This is a genomic window from Bradyrhizobium iriomotense (assembly GCF_018130765.1).
GTDB classification, from domain to species: Bacteria; Pseudomonadota; Alphaproteobacteria; order Rhizobiales; family Xanthobacteraceae; genus Bradyrhizobium; species Bradyrhizobium iriomotense_A.
In genome coordinates, this window is sequence record NZ_JAFCJZ010000006.1 from 298,937 (window position 1) to 319,934 (window position 20,998).

21 protein-coding genes are annotated in these 20,998 nt (G+C 65.3%); 14 read left to right on the forward strand and 7 right to left on the reverse strand.

Annotated elements, in window-relative coordinates:
* Positions 1 to 122 precede the first annotated feature (122 nt).
* The 10 genes from JQ635_RS14130 to JQ635_RS14175 all read left to right on the forward strand — a co-directional run bounded on the left by JQ635_RS14130 (position 123) and on the right by JQ635_RS14175 (position 11,102).
* The gene (locus tag JQ635_RS14130) at positions 123 to 965 is read left to right on the forward strand and encodes an IclR family transcriptional regulator (RefSeq protein ID WP_211410467.1); all 843 of its coding nucleotides are present in this window, start codon (positions 123 to 125) and stop codon (positions 963 to 965) included.
* 112 nt (positions 966 to 1,077) lie between these two features.
* Positions 1,078 to 2,046, forward strand: coding sequence for a Bug family tripartite tricarboxylate transporter substrate binding protein (locus JQ635_RS14135; protein WP_211410468.1), 969 nt, complete (start codon positions 1,078 to 1,080; stop codon positions 2,044 to 2,046).
* On the forward strand, positions 2,043 to 2,525 hold the full coding sequence (locus JQ635_RS14140) for a tripartite tricarboxylate transporter TctB family protein (protein ID WP_211410469.1): 483 nt from the start codon (positions 2,043 to 2,045) through the stop codon (positions 2,523 to 2,525). The genes JQ635_RS14135 and JQ635_RS14140 overlap by 4 nt, the downstream gene beginning before the upstream one ends.
* Positions 2,525 to 4,024, forward strand: a complete 1,500-nt coding sequence (locus tag JQ635_RS14145; protein ID WP_211410470.1) for a tripartite tricarboxylate transporter permease — start codon at positions 2,525 to 2,527, stop codon at positions 4,022 to 4,024. Before JQ635_RS14140 ends, JQ635_RS14145 begins: the two co-directional genes overlap by 1 nt.
* Before the next feature lie 55 nt (positions 4,025 to 4,079).
* Positions 4,080 to 4,880: an NYN domain-containing protein gene (locus JQ635_RS14150; protein ID WP_211410471.1), complete on the forward strand. Its 801-nt coding sequence runs from the start codon at positions 4,080 to 4,082 to the stop codon at positions 4,878 to 4,880.
* Positions 4,881 to 4,965: 85 nt separating this feature from the next.
* The gene (locus tag JQ635_RS14155; RefSeq protein ID WP_211410472.1) at positions 4,966 to 6,768 is read left to right on the forward strand and encodes an adenine deaminase C-terminal domain-containing protein; all 1,803 of its coding nucleotides are present in this window, start codon (positions 4,966 to 4,968) and stop codon (positions 6,766 to 6,768) included.
* Between the two features lie 155 nt (positions 6,769 to 6,923).
* On the forward strand, positions 6,924 to 8,708 hold the full coding sequence (gene gcl, locus JQ635_RS14160) for a glyoxylate carboligase (protein WP_211410473.1): 1,785 nt from the start codon (positions 6,924 to 6,926) through the stop codon (positions 8,706 to 8,708).
* Between the two features lie 9 nt (positions 8,709 to 8,717).
* Positions 8,718 to 9,503 carry a hydroxypyruvate isomerase gene (hyi, locus tag JQ635_RS14165; RefSeq protein WP_211410474.1) on the forward strand — a complete coding sequence of 262 codons (786 nt, stop codon included), beginning with the start codon at positions 8,718 to 8,720 and terminating at the stop codon, positions 9,501 to 9,503.
* A 213-nt stretch (positions 9,504 to 9,716) separates the two neighbouring features.
* Positions 9,717 to 10,604, forward strand: a complete 888-nt coding sequence (locus JQ635_RS14170) for a 2-hydroxy-3-oxopropionate reductase (RefSeq protein ID WP_211410475.1) — start codon at positions 9,717 to 9,719, stop codon at positions 10,602 to 10,604.
* Positions 10,605 to 10,718: 114 nt separating this feature from the next.
* On the forward strand, positions 10,719 to 11,102 hold the full coding sequence (locus tag JQ635_RS14175) for a DUF1236 domain-containing protein (RefSeq protein WP_211410476.1): 384 nt from the start codon (positions 10,719 to 10,721) through the stop codon (positions 11,100 to 11,102).
* Positions 11,103 to 11,159: 57 nt separating this feature from the next.
* On the opposite strand, the gene JQ635_RS14180 is transcribed toward JQ635_RS14175, so the two are convergent.
* From JQ635_RS14180 to JQ635_RS14190, 3 genes are all read right to left on the reverse strand, one after another.
* Positions 11,160 to 11,522: a VanZ family protein gene (locus JQ635_RS14180; RefSeq protein WP_211410477.1), complete on the reverse strand. Its 363-nt coding sequence runs from the start codon at positions 11,520 to 11,522 to the stop codon at positions 11,160 to 11,162.
* A gap of 77 nt (positions 11,523 to 11,599) precedes the next feature.
* Positions 11,600 to 12,196 (reverse strand): thiamine pyrophosphate-dependent enzyme, encoded by a 597-nt coding sequence (locus JQ635_RS14185; RefSeq protein ID WP_211410478.1) that lies wholly within the window; start codon positions 12,194 to 12,196, stop codon positions 11,600 to 11,602.
* Positions 12,197 to 12,204: 8 nt separating this feature from the next.
* Positions 12,205 to 12,756, reverse strand: a complete 552-nt coding sequence (locus tag JQ635_RS14190; protein WP_211410479.1) for a thiamine pyrophosphate-binding protein — start codon at positions 12,754 to 12,756, stop codon at positions 12,205 to 12,207.
* 243 nt (positions 12,757 to 12,999) lie between these two features.
* On the opposite strand from JQ635_RS14190, the gene JQ635_RS14195 reads away from it, so the two are divergent.
* A complete protein-coding gene (locus tag JQ635_RS14195) occupies positions 13,000 to 14,049 on the forward strand; it encodes a hydroxyacid dehydrogenase (protein ID WP_211410480.1) in 1,050 nt (349 codons plus the stop codon).
* A gap of 117 nt (positions 14,050 to 14,166) precedes the next feature.
* Positions 14,167 to 14,607 (forward strand): flagellar basal body rod protein FlgC, encoded by a 441-nt coding sequence (locus tag JQ635_RS14200; protein ID WP_211410481.1) that lies wholly within the window; start codon positions 14,167 to 14,169, stop codon positions 14,605 to 14,607.
* A 73-nt stretch (positions 14,608 to 14,680) separates the two neighbouring features.
* Here the strand turns inward: JQ635_RS14200 and JQ635_RS14205 are convergent, their stop codons facing one another.
* On the reverse strand, positions 14,681 to 15,622 hold the full coding sequence (locus JQ635_RS14205) for an ornithine cyclodeaminase family protein (RefSeq protein ID WP_211410482.1): 942 nt from the start codon (positions 15,620 to 15,622) through the stop codon (positions 14,681 to 14,683).
* A gap of 162 nt (positions 15,623 to 15,784) precedes the next feature.
* Between JQ635_RS14205 and JQ635_RS14210 the strand changes: the two genes are divergently transcribed.
* On the forward strand, positions 15,785 to 15,997 hold the full coding sequence (locus JQ635_RS14210; RefSeq protein ID WP_211410483.1) for a hypothetical protein: 213 nt from the start codon (positions 15,785 to 15,787) through the stop codon (positions 15,995 to 15,997).
* Between the two features lie 2 nt (positions 15,998 to 15,999).
* On the opposite strand, the gene JQ635_RS14215 is transcribed toward JQ635_RS14210, so the two are convergent.
* The 3 genes from JQ635_RS14215 to JQ635_RS14225 form a co-directional block, all read right to left on the reverse strand.
* On the reverse strand, positions 16,000 to 16,575 hold the full coding sequence (locus tag JQ635_RS14215; protein ID WP_211410484.1) for a GNAT family N-acetyltransferase: 576 nt from the start codon (positions 16,573 to 16,575) through the stop codon (positions 16,000 to 16,002).
* Positions 16,576 to 16,581: 6 nt separating this feature from the next.
* Positions 16,582 to 18,939, reverse strand: a complete 2,358-nt coding sequence (locus JQ635_RS14220) for an Orn/Lys/Arg decarboxylase N-terminal domain-containing protein (protein ID WP_211410485.1) — start codon at positions 18,937 to 18,939, stop codon at positions 16,582 to 16,584.
* A gap of 103 nt (positions 18,940 to 19,042) precedes the next feature.
* Positions 19,043 to 19,522, reverse strand: coding sequence for an Lrp/AsnC family transcriptional regulator (locus JQ635_RS14225; RefSeq protein ID WP_211410486.1), 480 nt, complete (start codon positions 19,520 to 19,522; stop codon positions 19,043 to 19,045).
* A gap of 143 nt (positions 19,523 to 19,665) precedes the next feature.
* Here JQ635_RS14225 and ald point away from each other — a divergent pair, with 143 nt between their 5' ends.
* Positions 19,666 to 20,781, forward strand: a complete 1,116-nt coding sequence (ald, locus tag JQ635_RS14230; protein WP_211410487.1) for an alanine dehydrogenase — start codon at positions 19,666 to 19,668, stop codon at positions 20,779 to 20,781.
* Positions 20,782 to 20,998 lie beyond the last annotated feature (217 nt).

Below are 20,998 nucleotides of genomic sequence, written 5' to 3' on the forward strand. Positions count from 1 at the left end.
CGCAGATCGAATTCGGGTGAGGGGGACTCTCCGCGAGTCCAGCTCTCACCGTCCTTGTGGAAGCTCCCCCTCACCCCGACCCTCTCCCCGCAAGCGGGGCGAGGGAGAACGGTCAGGTCGCGATGAGCAAGAACGTGATCCGGCGCAAATCGCTCGAACCTCGGCCGCCATTGGAGGCCGAGCACGAGGCGCGTGACGGCGGTGTGCAGTCCGTCGATCGCGCGCTGTCGATTCTCGAGACGCTGGCCGAGGACGACGAAGGCTATCGCCTCAGCGATCTTGCCGTGCGCACCGGCCTGTCGGCCTCGACCGTGCACCGGCTACTGGCGACGCTTGAAAGCCGCCGCTTCGTGCAGTTCGACCGCGCCGAATCCAAATGGCATGTCGGCGTCCGCAGCTTCACGGTGGGGGCCAGCTTCGCCCGGCGGCGCAATTTCTCGGCGCAGGCCGTTCCTTACTTGCGCAAGCTGCGCGATCTCACCCGCGAAACCGCCAATCTCGCCGTCGTCGACGACGAGTTCATCATCGTGCTGACCCGCATGGAGAGCCGCGAGATCATGCGCTCGCTGACCAAGGTCGGCGGCCGCGTCCCCATGGTGACGTCGGGTGTCGGCAAGGCGGTGCTCGCGACCTATTCGGACGAGGACGTCGGCGCCGTCATCCGCCATCACGGCATGCCCCGCCTGACCGAAAAGTCGATTGTGCGGCCGAGCGACCTGTTCAGGGAGCTCGAGAAGATCCGCAAGCAGGGCTTTGCGGTCGACGATGAGGAGGCCTCCATGGGCCTGCGCTGTATTGCCGCAGTCGTCTACAACGACTGCGCAGAGCCGCTCGCGGCGATCTCCGTCTCGGGCATGACCAGCCGCCTGACCGATGAGAGATTGCCGGAAATCGGGCAAATTGTGCGCGACGTCGCCGCTGAGCTGACGCTCGCACTCGGCGGGGTGATGCCGAAATCCGGATAGCAAGGAACCGGGCCCGTCGCTGGACAGCATTGGCCGTTTTGGCTGATATGCGACCAAACGACACAATGCGGCACCTGATCAACACGTCCGCACGAGCCTGGAGAATGCCCCCATGTTTCAGTTTCCCGCGCGCCTTGTCGGCGCAGCCGTCGCGCTGACCCTCGCGGCAGCGACGCCAGCCTTGGCCCAGCAGCTCGAGCTCAAGCTGATGGCGCCGGCGGCCCCGGGCGGCGGCTGGGACCAGACCGCGCGCTCGATGCAGCAGGCGCTGGTCGCTGCGGGCGTCGCGCGCAGCGTGCAGGTCACCAACGTTCCCGGCGCCGGCGGCAGCGTCGGCATCGCGCAGTTCGTCAACAGCGCCAAGGGCGACGGCAACCAGATGATGGTCAACGGCTTCGTCATGGTCGGCGCGCTCGCCATGAACAAGTCGCCGGTCACGCTGGAGCAGGTGACGCCGATCGCGCGCCTGACCGAGGAAATCCAGGTGATCGTGGTGCCCGCAAATTCGCCGATCAAAAATGCGCAGGATCTGGCGGCCGCGGTGAAGGCCGATATCGCCAAGGTGACCTTCGCCGGCGGCTCGGCCGGCGGCGTCGACCATGTGATGGCGGCGCTGTTCGCCGGCGCGGTCGGCGCCGACGCCAAGAAGATCAACTACATCCCGTTCTCCGGTGGCGGCGAGTCGCTCGCAGCGATCCTCGGCGGCAAGGTCACCGCGGGCATTTCGGGCCTCAGCGAATATGAAGGGCAGATCAAATCCGGCAAGCTGCGCGCGATCGGCGTGACCTCGGAGAAGCGCATCGCAGGCAGCGATATCCCGACCTTCAAGGAACAGGGCATCGACCTCGTGATCGCCAACTGGCGTTCGGTGGTCGCACCTCCCGGCATCACGCCGGAGCAGCGCAAGACCTTGAGCGATGCGGTCGAGAAGATGGTGAAGTCGGACGCCTGGAAGGAGATCCTCAAGCAGAAGGGCTGGGAGGATGCCTATCTCGGCGGCGACGCCTTCGCCGACTTCCTGAAGAAGGAAACCGTACGCGTCACCGACGTGCTGAAATCGGTCGGCCTCGTCAAGTCATGACCTCAGGCGATCCTGCGCAGCCGCGGCGCTTCGATCGCGCCGGCATTGTCATCGCTGCACTGCTCGCCGTGCTTGCGGCCGTGCTGGTCTGGGACGCGCGCGGCCTGCAATCCGCCGCGATGTACGGCATGGGGCCGGAGGCGATGCCGGTCGTCGTCGCCAGCGGACTTGCGCTGCTCGCGATCGGCAATTTCATCGATGCGCTGCGCGGCAATCTGCCGGCGCGCGAGAGTGCCGATCCCGTCCCGGTGGTTCTGATCCTCGTCGGCCTTGCGCTGCTGATCGCCATCATCGGCTTCGGCGGCGGCTTCATCCTGGCGACCTCGGCGCTGTTCGTGACGACGTCGGCGGCGTTCGGCCGCCGTGCCGTCCTCGTCGACAGCATCATCGCCCTCGTGATGTCGACCCTCATTTATCTCGCCTTTGACCGGCTGTTGACGCTGAGCCTTCCGGCCGGCCCCCTGGAGCGACTGCTGTGATGGACACTTTTGCCGCCTTGGCGCACGGCATGGCGGTCGCCGTCCAGCCGATGAACCTGCTCTATGCGCTGATCGGCGTGTTCCTCGGCACCGCCGTGGGCGTGCTGCCCGGCATCGGCCCGGCGCTGACGGTCGCGCTGCTGCTGCCGGTGACCTACAAGCTCGACCCCGGCGGCTCGCTGATCATGTTCGCCGGCATCTATTATGGCGGCATGTATGGCGGCTCGACCACCGCGATCCTGATCAACACGCCGGGCGAGAGCGCCTCGATGGCGACCGCGCTCGAAGGTAACAAGATGGCCAAGGCCGGCCGTGGCGGACCGGCGCTCGCGACCTCCGCGATCGGCTCCTTCGTCGCCGGCACCATCGCGACCATCGGACTCGCCTTTCTTGCACCCTGGCTGGTCGATTTCGCCGTGCGCTTCGGCCCCGAGGATTACTTCGCGCTGATGTGCGTCGCGTTCGTCACGGTGTCGGCGACCTTTGGCGATTCCCCGGTCCGCGGCCTGACCAGCCTGTTCATCGGCCTGACGCTCGGTCTCGTCGGCATCGACAAGCTGACCGGTCAGGCGCGGTTGGCGTTCGGCGTCCCTGAATTGCTCGACGGCGTCGAGGTGACGACGCTGGCCGTCGGCCTGTTCGCAGTGGGTGAGGCGCTCTATGTCGCGTCGCGCCGCCACCACACTGAGGAAAAGCTCGAGCCAGTGCGCGGCTCGCTGTGGATGACGAAGGAAGACTGGAAGCGGTCATGGAAGCCGTGGCTGCGCGGCACCATGTTCGGCTTCCCGATCGGCGCGCTGCCCGCCGGCGGCGCTGAGATCCCGACCTTCCTGTCCTATTCCACTGAGAAGCGTCTCACGAAACATCCCGAAGAGTTCGGCAAGGGCGCGATCGAAGGCGTCGCCGGACCCGAAGCCGCCAACAACGCCTCCGCCGCTGGCACGCTGGTGCCGCTGCTGACGCTGGGTCTGCCGACCTCGGCGACTGCCGCGATGATGCTGGCGGGCTTCCAGCAATACGGCCTCAATCCGGGCCCGCTGCTGTTTGCCGAGCGGCCTGACCTCGTGTGGGGCCTGATCGCGAGCCTGTTCATCGCCAACATGATGCTGCTGGTGCTCAATTTGCCGCTGGTCGGCCTGTGGGTGCGGCTGCTCGCGATCCCGCAGCCCTGGCTCTATGCCGGCATCCTCGTCTTCGCGACCATGGGCACGATCGCGGCAAAGCCGTCGGTGGTGGAATTGTCGATGCTGGCCGGTTTCGGCGTGCTCGGCTTCCTGATGCGGCGGTTCGATTTTCCGATCGCGCCGGTCGTGGTCGGCCTGATCCTCGGCCCGATCGCCGAGAGCCAGCTCCGCCGCGCGCTCGCGATCAGCCTCGGCGATCCCATGGCGCTGCTGCAGAGCCCGATCTCGGCGACGCTGCTCGGTGTCGCGCTGATCGCGCTGCTGGCGCCCTTCGTGTTGAAGGGGCTCGGCCGGTTCAAGGCGAAAGAGGACTAGCCGTCCCGACGCGCTGCGTCTTCAAATGCTGCGTCCATCTCATTGAGGAAACGCCATGCCGTCGGAACTTCGTTCGCCGCGCCTCGCCGTCCTGATCGACGCCGACAATGCCTCCGCAAAGATCGCGGATGGACTGTTCGAGGAGATTGCCAAGATCGGCGAGGCCAGCGTTCGCCGCATCTATGGCGACTTCTCCAATGCGCGATCAAGGGGGTGGGCCGACATCCTGTCGAAGCACGCCATCATCCCGCAGCAGCAGTTCGCCTATACGACGGGAAAGAATGCGTCCGACATAACCTTGGTCATCGACGCCATGGATCTGCTCCACAGCGGCCGGTTCGACGGCTTCTGCCTGGTGTCATCCGACAGCGACTTTACCCGTCTGGCCGCCCGCATCCGGGAGCAGGGTGTCGACGTCTTCGGATTTGGCGAGCAGAAGACTCCGGAAAGCTTCAGGCAGGCCTGCCGAAGGTTCGTTTACACCGAGAACCTGCTTGCCGTCCCGACGACCAACCAGGACGCCGCCTCAAGATCGACGTCGCTTCAGCCGCTTGATGCAGCGACCCCCATCATCAAGAAGGTCATCACCCAGATGGAGAGCGAGGACGGCTGGGTCGCACTCGGGGAAGTCGGGCGGCAGCTCGCCAATCTGGCCTCCGATTTCGATCCGAGAACGTTCGGGTTCCGCAAGCTGAGCGACCTCGTGCGGAAGACGAATTCGTTCGAGATCGACGAGTCAAAGGGCCGGTCGATGCGAATTCGGGTCAAGCCCGCTGCCGCAGCGCCGCCAAGAAGGCGGAACCCGCGCAGGCCTGCGAGGGCGGGGGCGGCGGGCGGCTCAGCGCCTAAGGCGTAAGCAGGGCCTGCCGTTATATTTGCGCTTGCCCGCTATGGCGGGGGGCGTAACCATCGCTGGGCTGTAACGCCACGCGAGGGTCCCGATGACCAGACTTACCCGCTTCGCCGTCGCACCGCTGCATTTGATGACCCGGCGCCTGGCCGATGTCGCCTCGGCCCGCGTCGCGCCCGATCTCGTCATATCGGGCGCGCGGGTGCTCTCGACCTATTCGGAGCGCATCCATCAGGGGCGGGAGGTCTGGATCACCGGAGGCCGCATCGCGGCGGTGAAGCCGGCCGGAACAGCCAGGAAGGCCTGGAGCGGTGTTCCGCTGTATGACGCGGCAGGCGGCATCATCGCGCCCGGTCTCGTCGATCCGCACATCCACATCGAATCCTCGATGGTGACGGCCTGCGCCTACGCCGAGGCCGCGCTGCTCAACGGCACCACCACGATCTTCTGCGACAGCCATGAGATCGGCAATGTGATGGACGTCGCCGGCGTCGAGGCGATGCTGGAGGACGCGCGCGAGGCGCCGCTCTCGATCTTCCTGACGGTGCCGAGCACGGTTCCGGCGACCTCGGCGGAGCTGGAGACCGCCGGCGGCGATCTCACGCCGGACAAGATCGCCGGCCTGTTCGACCGCTGGCCCGAGGCCGTCGCGCTCGGCGAGAAGATGGATTTCGTGCCTGTCACGATGGGCGACGAGCGCAGCCATGCGATCCTCGCGGCTGCCTTGAAGCGGGGACGGCCGGTGTCAGGCCATGTCTACGGCCGCGAATTCGTCGCGGCCTATGCGGCCTCCGGCGTCACCGACACCCATGAGGCGATCGACCGCGACATCGCCGACGACCTGCTCGATGCCGGCGTCTGGGTGTTCTTGCGCGGGGGACCGCCGACCACGCCCTGGCATTCGCTGCCGCAGGCGATCCGGACGATCACCGAGCTTGGCGCCTCGCACAAGCGCACGGCCGTGTGCACCGACGATCGCGACGCCGATGATCTCCTGCTGTTCGGCCTCGACTGGGTGGTGCGCGAAGCCGTGAAGGCGGGGATGTCGCCGGAGCAAGCCTGGTCGATGGGCTCGCTGCATGGCGCTACGCGCTTCGGCATGGAAGGCGATATCGGCGGTCTCGGGGGCGGTCGCCGCGCCGATCTCGTGCTGATGGACGATCAGCTCAAGCCGCAATGCACCTGGTATGGCGGTGAGCTCGTGGTCGAACACGGCAAGATCACGCCGCGTCTCGATCAGGCGCTGTCGCAGCGCTATCAATATCCGAAGGCGGCTTATGCGACCGTGAAGCTGCCGGAGAAGATGAAGTTGACGCCGGAGCTGCCCGCGAAGGCCTGCACCGTCAATGCGATCAAGACCGCGCTGCCGGGCATTACCTTGATCCACGAGAAGGTCGCGATCGAGCCGGCCAAGGACTGGCCGTCGCTGTTCGCGCGCTACGGCCTCTGCTTCGTCACGGTGGTCGAGCGCCACGGCAAATCGGCGGGCAACGTTGCTTATGGCCTGCTGAAGGATTTCGGGCTCAAGCGCGGCGCGGTTGCCTCCAGCGTTGGGCACGACAGCCACAACATCATCGTCGCCGGCACCAACGAGGGTGACATGCAGGTCGCGATCGCAGCGATTAGGGAGCAGCAGGGTGGCGTCTGCGTCGTCGCCGACGGCAAGGTGAGGGCGCTGGTTCCGCTGCCGATCGCAGGGCTCCTGTCCGACAAGCGCGTCACCGAGGTGGCCGAGGAGGTCAAGGTGCTGAAGAAGGAATGGGCGGAGGCGGGCTGCACCATCCCCTACATGGGCTTCAATTTGATTCCGCTATCGGTCATTCCAGAAATTCGTATCACCGACAAAGGCCTCGTGCTGGTGCCGCAAATGGAGCTGGCGCCGCTGTTCGAGTGAAGCGGCTTTCACGCGTCTCACGGTCTAACTGGTTGAGACCACCGCGATTTTTCCCACGGCTGCCGCATCGTGGAAAATAAAATCGATCTCGTTGAGATCGCATCCCGCGCATCTGATGATCTCGCTCGCTGACTTAAACCCAAGCGAGGTCCGATATGGCGAAGATGCGAGCTGTCGATGCGGCCGTGCGTATCCTGGAGAAGGAAGGCATCTCGACCGCCTTCGGTGTTCCCGGGGCTGCGATCAATCCGCTGTACTCGGCGCTGAAGAAGCGCGGCTCGATCCGCCACATCCTGGCGCGCCATGTCGAGGGCGCCTCGCACATGGCCGAGGGCTACACAAGGGCGAAAGCCGGCAATATCGGCGTCTGCATCGGCACCTCGGGGCCGGCCGGCACCGACATGATCACCGGGCTCTATTCGGCGATCGCCGATTCCATTCCGATCCTCTGCATCACCGGCCAGGCGCCGCGGGCGCGGCTCTACAAGGAGGATTTCCAGGCCGTCGATATCGAGTCGATTGCCAAGCCCGTGACCAAATGGGCCGTGACGGTGCGCGAGCCGGCGCTGGTGCCGCGCGTGTTCAGCCAGGCGTTTCACATCATGCGCTCGGGTCGGCCGGGACCGGTGTTGATCGACATGCCGCTCGACGTGCAGCTCGCCGAGATCGAGTTCGACGACGAGACCTATGAGCCGCTGCCGGTCTACAAGCCTGCCGCCACCCGCAAGCAGGTCGAGAAGGCGCTGGAGATGCTCAACGCCGCCGAGCGTCCGCTGATCGTCGCGGGTGGCGGCATCATCAATGCCGACGCGTCGGACCTGTTGGTTGAGTTCGCCGAGATCGCCAACGTGCCTGTCGTGCCGACCCTGATGGGGTGGGGCGCAATCCCCGACGATCACGTGCTGATGGCCGGCATGGTCGGCCTTCAGACCAGCCACCGCTACGGCAATGCCACGCTGCTCGAATCCGACTTCGTGCTCGGCATCGGTAATCGCTGGGCCAACCGCCACACCGGCTCGGTCGAGACCTACACCAAGGGCCGCAAATTCGTTCACGTCGACATCGAGCCGACCCAGATCGGGCGCGTGTTCAATCCCGATCTCGGCATCGTCTCGGACGCCAAGGCCGCGCTCGAGCTCTTCGTCACCGTCGCCAGGGAGTGGCGGCGGTCAGGCAGGCTTCGCGAGCGCCAGGCGTGGCCCGCTGCCTGCCGCGATCGCAAGAAGACGATGCTGCGCAAGAGCCATTTCGACAACGTGCCGATCAAGCCGCAGCGCGTCTATGAGGAGATGAACAAGGCGTTCGGCCGCGACACCACCTATGTCACCGTGATCGGCCTGTCGCAGATCGCCGGCGCGCAATTCCTCGGCGTCTACAAGCCGCGCAACTGGATCAACGCCGGGCAGGCGGGCCCACTCGGCTGGACGCTGCCCGCTGCGCTCGGTGTGCGCGCGGCGTGCCCGGATCGCGAGATCGTCGCGCTCTCCGGCGACTACGACTTCCAGTTCCTGATCGAGGAGCTCGCGGTCGGCGCGCAGTTCAATCTGCCCTACATCCACGTCGTCGTGAACAATTCCTATCTCGGTCTGATCCGCCAGGCCCAGCGCGGCTTCGACATGGACTACCACGTCCAGCTCTCCTTCGAGAACATCAACGCACCCGAGATCGGCGTCTACGGCGTCGACCATGTCACGGTCGCCGAAGGCCTCGGCTGCAAGGCGATCCGCGTCACCGACCCGAAGGACACCCAGGCGGCATTCGCCACCGCGCGTGAATTGATGGCCAAGCATCGCGTGCCCGTGGTGGTCGAGTTCATCCTCGAGCGCGTCACCAACATTGCGATGGGCACGGAGATCGACAACATCGTCGAGTTCGAGGAGGTGCTGGATCTGCCGCTCGACGAGGTCGAAACCTCGCGCGTGCTGCAGCCGGCGGAATAGGAGAGCATCATGCCGAAATTTGCCGCCAACCTCACCATGCTCTTCAACGAGATGCCGTTCCTCGACCGCTTTGCCGCGGCGAAAGCGGCGGGGTTTGCCGGGGTCGAATATCTCTTTCCCTATGATTTCGACAAGGCGCAGCTGCGCGAGCAGCTCGAGGCCCATGGCCTCACGCAGGTGCTGCACAACCTGCCGGCGGGCAACTGGGCAGCGGGCGAGCGCGGCATCGCGATCCTGCCCGACCGCACCGCCGAATTCCGCGACGGCGTGTTCCGCGCCATTGACTATGCCAAGGCGCTCGATTGCGAGCAGCTCAACTGCCTCGTCGGTATCGCGCCTTCCGACGCCGATCCGCGCGAGCTTCAGGAGACGCTGGTCGGCAATTTGCGCTTCGCCGCCTCCACGCTGGCGCGGGAGAACATCAAGCTGCTGGTCGAGCCGATCAACACGCTCGACATTCCCGGCTTCTACCTCAACGGCACCGAGCAGGCGGTGCAGCTGATCTCCGAGGTGCGCTCGAACAACCTCTTCATCCAGTACGACATCTATCACATGCAGATCATGGAGGGCGATCTCGCCCGCACCATGCAGGAATATCTGCCGCAGATCGCGCACATTCAGCTTGCCGACAATCCCGGCCGCCATGAGCCCGGCACCGGCGAGATCAACTATCCCTTCCTGTTCCGCCATCTCGACGCGATCGGCTATCGCGGTTGGATCGGCTGCGAATACAAGCCGCGCACCACGACGCTGGAAGGCCTCTCCTGGCACGCCGCGCAGACATTCGAGACGTAGAGGATATCGAAGCCGCGATGCCGGTGCGCTCCCTCTCCCGCTTGCGGGAGAGGGCAGGGGGGAGGGCTCTCTCCGCGATGGGATCCTTGCGGAAGAAATCCCAACGCGGAGAAAGCCCTCACCCGGCGCTATGCGCCGACCTCTCCCGCAGGCGGGAGAGGTGCACCGAGTCCGCGGATGAATTTTGCTACTACAACTGTGAGACATCAAATCATGACCAACATCGGCTTCATTGGACTTGGCACCATGGGACGGCCGATGGCCGGCCACCTCCTGGCCGCGGGCCATCGTGTGTTCCTGCATGACGTCGCGCCGGTCGCGGCCGAACTGATCTCTGCGGGCGGCGTCGCTTGCAAATCGGCCAAGGAGGTCGCGGAGCAGGCGGATGCCGTCATCATCATGGTGCCGGATACCCCGCATGTGGAAGCGGTGCTGTTCGGCAAGGACGGCGTCGCGAGCGGCATCTCCAAGGGCAAGATCGTCGTCGACATGAGTTCGATCTCGCCATTGGCGACGAAGGAGTTTGCGAAGAAGATCGAGGCGCTCGGCGCCGACTATCTCGACGCGCCGGTGTCGGGCGGGGAGGTCGGGGCGAAGGCGGCGAGCCTCACCATCATGGTCGGCGGGCCGGAGCGGGCCTTCGGCACCATGAAGCCGATCTTCGACAAGATGGGCAAGAACGTCACCCATGTCGGCGCCAATGGCGACGGCCAGACCACCAAGGTCGCCAACCAGATCATCGTCGCGCTGACGATCGAGGCGGTGAGTGAAGCGTTGCTGTTCGCGTCCAAGGCCGGCGCGAACCCCGCGCTGGTGCGCAAGGCGCTGATGGGCGGTTTCGCCTCGTCGCGGATTCTCGAGGTGCATGGCGAGCGCATGGTGAAGCGCAATTTCGATCCGGGCTTCCGCATCGAGCTGCACCAGAAGGATCTCAACCTCGCGCTCGAAGGCGCGCGCGCACTCGGCCTCTCGCTGCCGAGCACGGCGGTGGCGCAGCAATTGTTCTCATCCTGCACCGCGCATGGCGGCAAGGCCTGGGATCACTCGGCGATGGTCCGTGCGCTGGAACTGATGGCAGGCCACGAGATCGCAGCTAGCTGAACTGTTACGCAGTAACAGTCTCCGGATTTGCTGCGTCTTTCGCCACGGGGAACCGGAACGATGCTCCGGCCCCCGCGGTTGAAGGTGCATAACAATCACTGGAGACACAAGGACATGAAAATCCGTCTTGCGACTACGTTGGTTGCCGCGTCGCTGCTGGCGTCGAGCGCAGCCTTTGCCCAGTCGACGACCGAACAGGGCGCCAGGGACGGCGCGCGCGCGGGTGGCGACATTGGCGGACCGATCGGCGCGATGGTCGGCGGCACCGTCGGTGCGGCGGTCGGCGCAGGTCTCGAAATTCCGAATGCGGTGCTGGGCGGAATCCCGCGCGACGATTCGGTCGTGATCCACGAACGCGTCGTGGTCGGTGAGCCGTTGCCTCCGACCGTGGTGTTGCGGCCCGTGCCGAACTACACCGAATATCGCTACGCGGTCGTGAACGATCGCCGCGTGATCGTCGAGCCGCGCACGCGCCGCGTCATCAAGATCATCGACTGACCGGCGCAGTACAGGCTTTGAAGAGTCGGGCCCTGCGGAGCGTCGCTCCGCGGGGCCTCAGTTTGTCAGGGCCGAGTTTGTCCGAAACCGGGTCATGACCCAATCGACGACGGCCGCCAGCGCAAAGCCGATGCAGGCGGTGCCGGCATCGACCAGAAAATCCTCCAGCCGCGCATGGCGTCCCGGCGCCCAGAATTGCATCAGTTCGAGCAGGCCGATCAGGATTACCGAGACGGCCGCTACTGCGAGCCGCCGCTGCCGGTAGGCGAGGCCGAAGGCCAGTCCGACCAGGATGAAGGCCAGCGCATGCTCGCCGTCCTGGCCGAGATCGGAATGGGGCCGCAGGCCTGGAGGCCCGAGCGTTGCAAAGGTCACGGCCGCGGCGAGCAGCCAGGCAAAAGCGCGAACAAAAATGGACATCCGATCCGCTTAGCACGGATCGGCATGGGTCTGTCGCGGGCCGCGGATCAGATCGCCGTGTAGTTAATGACGAAACGTTAAAGTGGCTCGCGCACGCCGAGCCCGTGCATGAAGCGCTCCCGGATCTGCACGGGATCACGCCTCGTGGTGCCGACGCCCGGCTTGTCGTCGATACGGACCGCGATCAGGCTGGGCTCATCAGTCGACATGGCCTCGTCGACCAGGCGCTCGAAATCCTCCTCGTCCGCAGCCCAGGCGCTGTTGGCGAGCCCAGAGCCGGTCGCGATGGCGACGATGTCGGCGACGCCAGCTGCCGGCGTCGGCTGCGCGCCGGTGATCTGGTAGATGCCGTTGTCCATCACGATCATGATCAGGTTCTTCGGTTTCAACGCCGCGATCGTCGAGAGCGCGCCGAGCTGCATCAAGAGCGAGCCGTCGCCTTCGAGCGCGAACACGCGGCGCTCGGGCTGCGCCAGCGCGACCCCGAGCGCGATCGGGAAGGCGAGGCCCATGCTGCCCAGCATGTAGAAGTTTTGCGGGCGGTGGCCGGCGGCCCAGAGGTCGAAATTGGTGTTGCCGATGCCGCCGATCACGGCCTCCTCCTGTTTGAGCTTGCCGATCAGCCGCGAGGTCACATCGAACCGGTTCATCACCTTGGTATTGCCAGTGTTCATGGCGGCGCTCACTTGTCGAAGACCTTGCCGCCCGTGAGCAGCGGGTTGAGGATCAGGGTCACCGGCGCCTGCGTGGTGACGGCCTGCTTGATCGAGCGGTCGGCAATGAATTCGAGCTCGTCGAGCCGGGTGATGGTGTGATGCTCCAGCGCCAGCGAATCCAGCACCGGACGCATGGTGCGGCACACCAGCGACTGGCCGTAATTGAACTCGCCGAGCGTGCCGCGCTCGGAGACGAACATGATCAGCGGGATCTGGTAGGGCACTGCGAGCGAGGCGAGCACGTTGGCGAGCGTGGCAAAACCGGAGGTCTGCATCAGCACCGCGCCGCGCCGTCCGCCCATCCAGGCGCCGGAGACGATGCCGACGGCCTCTTCCTCGCGCGCGGTGGCGAAGGTGGTGAAGAAGGGATCGGCGTGCAAATTTTTGATCAGCGGCGTCAGCACGCGGTCGGGTACGTAAGGGATCAGGCTGATCTCGTTCCGCTTCAGGGTCTGCAGGACGATGCCATGCCAGCTTCTGTCGCTGATCCCCTGTGTCTGCTGTTCCGCAATCGCCATTGCGTTCTCCCTTGAGCCGCGCATGCTTCTTGGTTCTGGCCGTCGCGGCGGTCCGCCGAACTTGACGCAGGCAGCGGGATTGTCAACATGTCCGGGCCGGCACCGTGATCTGCGCCAGACGGCCTGCCGTGGCCGGCACCGCCATGGCATAAGCGGCTATAACCAGAAAGCGGGAGGGGGCACGGACGGGCGCGCATCGCGCTGACCTTGCGGATCTCCCACGAGAGAGCCGGAAGGGTCCTGATGTCCGTCAACAGCAAGCGCGTCTTCTACGTCAAATACCTGGCCAATCCGATCTATATCGACATCCTGAAGGCGCGGCCCGACGTCCGGCTCGACCGCATCGAGAACGAGAGCCCTGAAGATTTCTACGCGCCGATCCTGAGCGCGGCCCATGTCTACCAGATCGGCGCCGCTCGCGACGAGCTGGCGCCGCATTTCCATGTTGACGCCGCGTTCCTGAAGCGCACGCCGAACCTCCTGCTGGTGTCCAGCAATGGCGCGGGCTTCGACCCCGTTGATGTCGAGGCCTGCACGGCCGCCGGCGTCGTGGTCGTCAACCAGTCCGGCGGCAATGCCCATTCCGTCGCCGAGCACGCGCTGGCGATGATGCTGACGCTGTCCAAGCGCATCATCCAGTCCGACCGCCGCCTGCGCCGCGAGCGCGACGTCAACCGCAACGAGCTTGTCGGCAACGAGGTCGAGCACAAGACCGTCGGCATCATCGGCCTCGGCAATGTCGGTCGCCGTATCGCCGCGCTCTGCAAGGGCCTGCTCGGCATGAAGGTGCTGGCTTATGACCCGTATCTCACCGCAGAGGTGATGGCGGAGCGGGGCGGCGAGAAGGTCGAGCTCGACGAGCTGCTGCGCCGCGCCGATTTCGTCTCGATCTCCTGCCCGCTCGACAAGAAGAGCCGCAACATGATCAGCACACGCGAATTCGCGCTGATGCAGCCGCATGCCTATTTCATCACCACGGCGCGCGGCTTCATCCACGACGAGGACGCGCTGCTGCAGGCGCTGCGCGACAAGCGCATTGCCGGAGCCGGCCTCGACGTCTGGTCCAAGGAGCCGCCGCCGCCTGAGCATCCGCTGCTCCAGCTCGACAACGTGCTGGCGAGCCCACACACCGCCGGCGTAACGATCGAGGCGCGCCAGAACATGGGCCGCATCGCCGCCGAGCAGGTGCTGGAGACGCTCGACGGCAAGCGCCCGCCCCGCATCATCAATCCCGAGGTCTGGCCGCGCTACGCCGAGCGCTTCAAGCAGGCCTTTGGCGTGACGCCGGGATAGGTGCGCGCGAAGTCTGATCGCACTCCGATCGTTGGTTGCGAGGCTGAAAACAGAATGCGGCGGATTTTACCGATGCCGTGAATGAACGTGTATGACTTGTCCTGTAGATCAGGAGGCATGAGCATACTTTCGATTGCGACTTCAGGACTTTCTGCGGCGAGCCTGCGCGTGAACGTGGCCGCCAGCAATATCGCCAACATCAGCACGACTGGCCCGCTGCCAGCATCAGGCGGATCGAGCACGTCCGCCGGTGCGGGCATCGCTCCGACGTTTCCCGCGGCCTATGTGCCGCTGCGCGTCGATCAGGTCTCCCAATCGAGCGGCTCGACGCCGGGCGGTACGGTCGCGACCGTGTCGACGGTGTCGCCGAGCTATGCCGCGCAGTTCGACCCGAGCGCGCCCTTCGCAAACCAGGACGGCCTGGTCGCCGCGCCGAATGTCGATCTCGCCAATGAGTTCGCTGAGCTGGCGACCGCAAAGTACAGCTTCATCGCCAATGCGAAGGTCATTCAAGCCTACGCTGAGACGGAAGACACACTCCTCGATATCAAGACGTGATGGCTGATGCCGGCCCTGTCTTGCCCGGCATCCCCTCCCGTCGGCCCCCCCGGCATAACGCAGGGTAGGGCGTCTACCCCAGCTTTGCACCGAGTTGCTGGAACACGGCCTCGCAGGTCATGAGGTCGAGATGGCCGCCGCCTGCGTTCTTGAAGAACGTGATGTCGGACGGTGACGTTCGTCCCTGCACCCGGCCGCCGGCGAGATCGTAGAGATCGCCGAGGACATCAGCCTCGCTGATCGCGCCGCTCGCGATCGGCTGCAGGATATCGCCGACGCCGTGGAAGGCGGACTCCCAGCGGTCCACGAAGACGCGCGACATCTTTGCCGCTTCGTCATCGGCCTCACGGGTTTGCGGCGTGTAGCCGCCAACGAGGTCCAGATGCGCGCCCGGCCGCAAATGGCGACCCTTGATCAGCGGCTGATGTGCGCGGGTGCAGGTGGTGATGACGTTGGCTTCGCGCGTCGCGGCGTCGAGGTCCGTGACCGTCTCTGTCTTCACGCCGTCCGCTGCCAGTCGTTTGGCAAGGTCGGTGGCCCGCTCCAGGTTTCGGTTCCAGATCAGCACGCGCTCGAGCGATGGCCGCACGGCGCGATGCCCCCGGATCAGCCATTCGGACATCTCGCCGGCACCGACGCAAAGCAGTGTCTCGGGGTTGGGCGGGGCGAGCAATTTCGTGCCCAGCGCGGAGTCCGCCGCAGTGCGCCAATGCGTGATCTCGGTGCCGTCCATCGCCGCCAGCGGCCGTCCGTTGGTGCCGTCGAACAGCACGCACACGGCCTGCACCGCCGGCATCTTTCCCTCTGCCAGATTGGCCGGAAAGCTGGTGAACATCTTGCTGGCCATGTAGCGGCCGGGATCGACCGCGCTGCGGATGACGTACTGCCCTTTCTCGTCGCCGAGGAAGGCGTCCAGCACCTCCATCTTCGGCCGGCGATGCGCCTCTTCCAGGGCCGCAATGAGGATCGGAAAGGTCAGAACGTTCGTGACTTCGGTATCGGAGACAAAGTGCAAGGCATAATCCTCATTGGCGGCTGGCACTTGCCCATAAACCCGCGCGGTGGGTTCCGCAACGAATCTTCGGTCAGGACTGCCCGGTCTTGATCCGCGTCAAAATCTCCTTCCCCCGACCGGCCTAAATGGGATTAGATTGCTGCCGGGGCAGCAGGAGATCCGATGTCTACTTATGTCGTCAGGTTCATGAAGGACGTGCTCGGCGAGTACGGTCGGCAGTGCGAGGTCTGCCAAGGCACGCTCGAGATCGACGCCGCCGACGAGGACGAGGCCATGGAACGGGCGAAGGCGAAGTTCTGCAAGGACCAGGCGTTGCATCATTGGTCGCTGCATGCCGATCGCATCCACGTCAGACCGGCTGATTTTCCCTCGTAGGGCTAACGCCCGGGCGCCGTGACCGGCGGGGGCGCCGTCGTCCCCGCGCCGAGCGAGCGTTGCACCATGACGGTGTCGGACCAGCGGCCGTGGCGATAGGCGACGCCGCCGAGCAGGCCGGCGCGCGCGAAGCCGAACTTTTCGTGCAGCGCCAGCGAGGGTGCATTGTCGGCGTCGATATAGCCGATCATCTGGCGGAAGCCGGCCGCCGCGCAGGCATCGATCAATTCCTGCAGCAGAAGCCGCCCGACCCCGCGGCCGAGATGCGCGTGGTGGACGTAGATCGAATGCTTGGCGGTGTAGCGATAGGCCGGACGCTTACGGAACAGCACGGCATAGGCATAGCCGACGACCTCGCCGCGATAGGTCGCAACCAGATGCGGCAGGCGGGTCTGTTTCAGGTTCTTGCGCCGGTCGCGCAGGTCATCCGGCTCTGGCGCACCGGTTCCCTCGACATCGCGCGGCACGCCGTTGCGGACATGATGGCGGTAGATCGCTAGCATCGCCTCGACATCGCTCTCGCGTGACGGCCGGATCAGGACGGGTTCGTCACTGGCGCGCGCAGCTGTTTCGTTCATCGGCACCTACTCGGCAACGACGTAAGTATAGAGCCCGATCCGCCCCTGGGCATCGATCTCCTTGTAGACGCCCTGGATCTCGACGTCGAAGCCCGGGAAGGTGTTAAAGCAGGTCTCGAACATCTTGAGGTAATCGATCGTGGGCTTGGCCCGTTCCGTCAGCCGCTCGCCGGGCACGATGGTGGCGATGCCGGGCGGATAGACCACGAAGGGCGTGGTGGCGATACGACCCGCGATCGCCTCGATCGGGAGGTAGTCGACGTCGTTCTTGAACAGATAGCGCGCGGCATCCCGCGGCGACATCGCGATCTCGGGCATGTGCTCGGGCATGAACTGCCGGGCCTGGAGCGCGCTGACATCGGCGGCGCGGAAGAAGCGGTGCATGTCGCCGCAGAGGTCGCGCAGGCGCACGCCGGCAAAGCGCGCCTGCCGCCGCTGATAGAATTCCGGGATCGCGTCGGCCAGCAGCGCATTGTCGTCATGCAGCCTCTTGAACGCGACGAGGCCGGAGATCAGCGTGCCGGCCTTGCTGGCCTCGACGCCGGGGGTGAGCAGGAAGAGCAGGGAGTTGAGGTCGTTCTTCTCGGGCACGATCCGGTTCTCGCGCAGATATTGCGCGACGACGGGTGCGGGGATGCCATGCTCGGCATAGGCCCCGGTGGCCCGATCGAATCCGGGCGTGAGCAGCGTCAGCTTGTTCGGATCGGTCATGGCAAAGCCTTCCGCGAGATCGGGAAAGCCGTGCCAGTTGGTATCAGGAGAGAGCTGCCACAGCGCGGGATTGGTGGCGAGCTCGTCGGTGGACAGCGTCTCCCAGGCGACGTTATGCGCAGCGCCGGGGCGGCTGACATCGGGAATGGCGACGCGATCGGGAACGAAGGGCTCGAAGAACCAGCGGCGATCCGGATTCTGCTCCTTTTCCTCGAACTCCCGGCGCATCGCGCGGACCTTCTTGCGCAGCTCGATGCCGAGGCGGATCGTGTCGTCCCACAGCACCTCGCCGGAGCGGCCCTTCATCATCTGCGCGCCGACGTCGAGCGAGGCGAACAGCGGATAGAAGGGCGAGGTCGAGGCGTGCTGCATGAAGCTCTCGTTGAAGCGGCGGTGCTCGACGCGCCGCTTCTGGCCGCGGATGTGGCGGTCCTTGATGTGGATTTGCGAAGCCTGCGAGAAGCTCGCGAGCTGCTTGTGGGTTGACTGTGTCGCGATGATGCCCGGGGCTTCCGGGGCCAGGTTCGCAAGACCCATGGCGAAGCGGCCGGCATAGAGCGGGTGGAATTTCATGAAGCCGGCCCAGGCCTCGTCGAACAGGATGTAGTCGCAGAGATGGCCAATGCGCTTGATGATCATCTCGGCGCTGTGGATCGAGCCGTCATAGGTGCACTGCTCGACCACGGCGACGCGGAACGGCCGCTCCTTGCGCCAGGCATCGCGATCCTTCACGAGCGGATGGTTGCGGATCGCCTCGCGCAGAGCTCTTTCGTCCATCATGTCCCAGCGCATCGGGCCGATCAGCCCCCAGGCATTGCGGACGGTCGGGACGTAGACCGGGATGCCGCCATTGATCATCAGCGCGCCGTGATGGGCGGCCTTGTGGTTGTTGCGGTCGAACAGCACGAGATCGCCGTCGGTGACGAGGGCGCCGAGCGCGACCTTGTTCGATGTCGAGGTGCCGTTGAGCACGAAATAGGTCTTTTCCGCGCCGAAGATCGCCGCCGCTTCCTTCTGCGCCTTCAGCGCCGGGCCTTCATGGGTGAGGAGGTCGCCGAGGTCGAGCACGGAATTGTCGAGGTCGTCGCGGAACACGGACTCGCCGAGATGCTCGACGAACACCCGCCCGATCGGGCTGCGGTTGTAGAACACGCCGCCATTATGGCCCGGACAGGTCCAGAGCTGGTTGCCTTCCTCGGCATAGTCGACGAGGGCGCCGAAGAACGGCGTCTTCAGCGTCTCGGCATATTGCTTCAGACGGCTGATCAGGTTCTTGGCGATGAAGGGCGGCGTCTCCTCGGACAGGAAGACATAGCCGTCGATGAAATCGAGTACCTCGACCGGCAGGTCCTCGAACCGCTTGCGGCGGATCAGCAGGATGATCGGGAAGTCGAGGCCGCGCCGCCGCATCAAATTGATCAGCGCCGAGGTCTTGCCCTCCAGGCCTTTCTTGCCCCAGTCCACCACCATGCAGCCGATCGCGGCATCGGTCTGCACCGCCATCTCGGCGTCCTCCAGCTTGCGGGCCCGGACCACCTCGAAGCCGGAGCGCTGGATCTCCTCGATGATCTGGTTGAAGCGGACGCCCTCGAGGTCGTCGGCGTCGAACATTGGTGCTGCGAACAGGAAGTTGAAGCGCTTGAAATAGTCCATTGTCGGTCCCGAATATGCTGGAGACACAGCTCTCGGCACATTCGATGACAGTTGGATGACGGGGGGCTGGACCGCCTCCGCGCATTGTGGAGGGAGAGGGCGGTTACCGCTTCGCCTCGCCGAACACCACGGTCGGCACCGTGCGGTTGACGATCTCGCGCAATGCAAAACTCGATTGCACCCGCGCGACGCGCGGCAGGCGCGACAGCTCGGTGCGGTGAATACGCTCGAAATCCTGGATGTCGCGGGCGAGCACGATCAGGATGTAGTCGTCGGTGCCCGACATCAGGAAGCAGCGCACGACCGAGGGGCATTTCCCCACTTCCGCCTCGAACGCCTTCAGCGCTTCGTCGCTCTGGCTCTCCAGCGCAATGCGCACCAGCACCGTCGTGGTCAGGCCGAACTGCGTCAGGTCGAGCGCGGCCTGATAGGCCTGGATGTAGCCGTCGTCCTCCAGCGCCTTCTGCCGCCGCGCTAGCGCTGTGCTTGATAGCCCGACCTTGTTGGCGAGCTCGGTGTGGCTGGCTCGCGCATTGGTCGTGAGTTCCGCGAGGATGGCGAGGTCTTTCCGGTCTAGGGCCAAGGTTTTGTTTCCGGCGTGAAAGGATGTTTCCGCGCCGGAAACCGGCGCGCGAGGTCCGAAACTAGCGGATATTTGCACGAAACCAAACCGGCCCTCTCGCTACGATCAACAACGGAATCAATTCGTTGGCGAAGGAGCGGAAGATGCGCGTCGGTGTTCCCAGGGAGATCAAGGTGCAGGAATATCGCGTCGGGCTCACGCCGGGCGCGGTCCGTGAATACGTTGCGGCCGGGCACCAAGTGACGGTCGAGACCGGTGCCGGCAGCGGCATCGGCGCGTCCGACGAGGTCTATCGGCGGGCCGGGGCTGCGATCGCCGACAGCGCCCGCGACATCTTCGCCAAGTCCGACATGATCGTGAAGGTGAAGGAGCCGCAGCGAAGCGAATGGGCTCAGCTCCGCGAAAGCCAGATCCTGTTTACTTATCTTCATCTTGCGCCGGATCCCGAACAGGCCAAGGGCCTGCTCGCGTCCGGTTGTACGGCGGTCGCATATGAAACCGTCACCGACGCGGCCGGCCACCTCCCCCTGCTCGCGCCGATGAGCGAAGTCGCCGGCCGCCTCGCCATTGAGGCAGCCGGCGCCGCGCTCAGGCGGTCGGCCGGCGGCCGCGGGCTGCTGCTTGGCGGCGTCCCCGGCGTGCAGCCGGCGCGCGTCGTCGTTCTCGGTGGCGGCGTGGTGGGAACGCAGGCCGCGCGCATGGCCGCAGGTCTTGGCGCCGAAGTCACCGTGATCGATCGCTCCATACCCCGGCTGCGGCAGCTCGATGATCTCTTTATGGGACGCGTGCGGACGCGCTTTTCGACCATCGAGTCCGTCGAGGATGAGGTGTTCGCCGCCGACGTCGTGATCGGTGCGGTGCTGGTGCCCGGCGCCAGCGCGCCGAAACTCGTCACGCGCGCGATGCTCAAATCGATGCGGCCGGGCGCCGTGCTGGTGGACGTCGCGATCGACCAGGGCGGCTGCTTCGAGACCTCGCATCCGACCACGCATACCGATCCGACCTACGAGGTCGACGGCGTCGTGCATTATTGCGTCGCCAACATGCCGGGCGCAGTGCCGGTGACCTCCAGCCAGGCGCTGAACAACGCGACGCTGCCGTTCGGCCTGATGCTCGCGAACAAGGGTTTTGCGGCAGTGCTGGAAAACCCGCATCTGCGCAACGGGCTCAACGTGCACCGCGGGCGGATCACGAACAAGGCGGTGGCGGAGAGTCTGGGGCTGGAGTTTGCTCCGGTGGAGAGCGGGCTGGCGGCGTAGAGCTAGCTGCCGCGAAGCGGTCGTTTTCTTTCCTTCCCCCCTTGTGGGAGAAGGTGGCGCGAAGCGCCGGATGAGGGGTTCTCTCCGCGCGCAACACCGTTCGTGAGGATAGAACCCCTCACCCGGCTTCGCTTCCGCGATGAGCAACCGGCAACATAGGTAACAGTTCAGACCGACGACATGGGTAACACAATTCTCGTTTCGTTCAGGTCTGTTG

Bases quoted from the DNA above. Each gene is read 5' to 3' on its own strand.
- JQ635_RS14130 (WP_211410467.1), top strand. From the start codon at position 123: ATGAGCAAGAACGTGATCCGGCGCAAATCGCTCGAACCTCGGCCGCCA.
- JQ635_RS14135 (WP_211410468.1), top strand. From the start codon at position 1,078: ATGTTTCAGTTTCCCGCGCGCCTTGTCGGCGCAGCCGTCGCGCTGACC.
- JQ635_RS14140 (WP_211410469.1), top strand. From the start codon at position 2,043: ATGACCTCAGGCGATCCTGCGCAGCCGCGGCGCTTCGATCGCGCCGGC.
- JQ635_RS14145 (WP_211410470.1), top strand. From the start codon at position 2,525: ATGGACACTTTTGCCGCCTTGGCGCACGGCATGGCGGTCGCCGTCCAG.
- JQ635_RS14150 (WP_211410471.1), top strand. From the start codon at position 4,080: ATGCCGTCGGAACTTCGTTCGCCGCGCCTCGCCGTCCTGATCGACGCC.
- JQ635_RS14155 (WP_211410472.1), top strand. From the start codon at position 4,966: ATGACCAGACTTACCCGCTTCGCCGTCGCACCGCTGCATTTGATGACC.
- gcl (WP_211410473.1), top strand. From the start codon at position 6,924: ATGGCGAAGATGCGAGCTGTCGATGCGGCCGTGCGTATCCTGGAGAAG.
- hyi (WP_211410474.1), top strand. From the start codon at position 8,718: ATGCCGAAATTTGCCGCCAACCTCACCATGCTCTTCAACGAGATGCCG.
- JQ635_RS14170 (WP_211410475.1), top strand. From the start codon at position 9,717: ATGACCAACATCGGCTTCATTGGACTTGGCACCATGGGACGGCCGATG.
- JQ635_RS14175 (WP_211410476.1), top strand. From the start codon at position 10,719: ATGAAAATCCGTCTTGCGACTACGTTGGTTGCCGCGTCGCTGCTGGCG.
- JQ635_RS14180 (WP_211410477.1), bottom strand. From the start codon at position 11,522: ATGTCCATTTTTGTTCGCGCTTTTGCCTGGCTGCTCGCCGCGGCCGTG.
- JQ635_RS14185 (WP_211410478.1), bottom strand. From the start codon at position 12,196: ATGAACACTGGCAATACCAAGGTGATGAACCGGTTCGATGTGACCTCG.
- JQ635_RS14190 (WP_211410479.1), bottom strand. From the start codon at position 12,756: ATGGCGATTGCGGAACAGCAGACACAGGGGATCAGCGACAGAAGCTGG.
- JQ635_RS14195 (WP_211410480.1), top strand. From the start codon at position 13,000: ATGTCCGTCAACAGCAAGCGCGTCTTCTACGTCAAATACCTGGCCAAT.
- JQ635_RS14200 (WP_211410481.1), top strand. From the start codon at position 14,167: ATGAGCATACTTTCGATTGCGACTTCAGGACTTTCTGCGGCGAGCCTG.
- JQ635_RS14210 (WP_211410483.1), top strand. From the start codon at position 15,785: ATGTCTACTTATGTCGTCAGGTTCATGAAGGACGTGCTCGGCGAGTAC.
- JQ635_RS14215 (WP_211410484.1), bottom strand. From the start codon at position 16,575: ATGAACGAAACAGCTGCGCGCGCCAGTGACGAACCCGTCCTGATCCGG.
- JQ635_RS14220 (WP_211410485.1), bottom strand. From the start codon at position 18,939: ATGGACTATTTCAAGCGCTTCAACTTCCTGTTCGCAGCACCAATGTTC.
- ald (WP_211410487.1), top strand. From the start codon at position 19,666: ATGCGCGTCGGTGTTCCCAGGGAGATCAAGGTGCAGGAATATCGCGTC.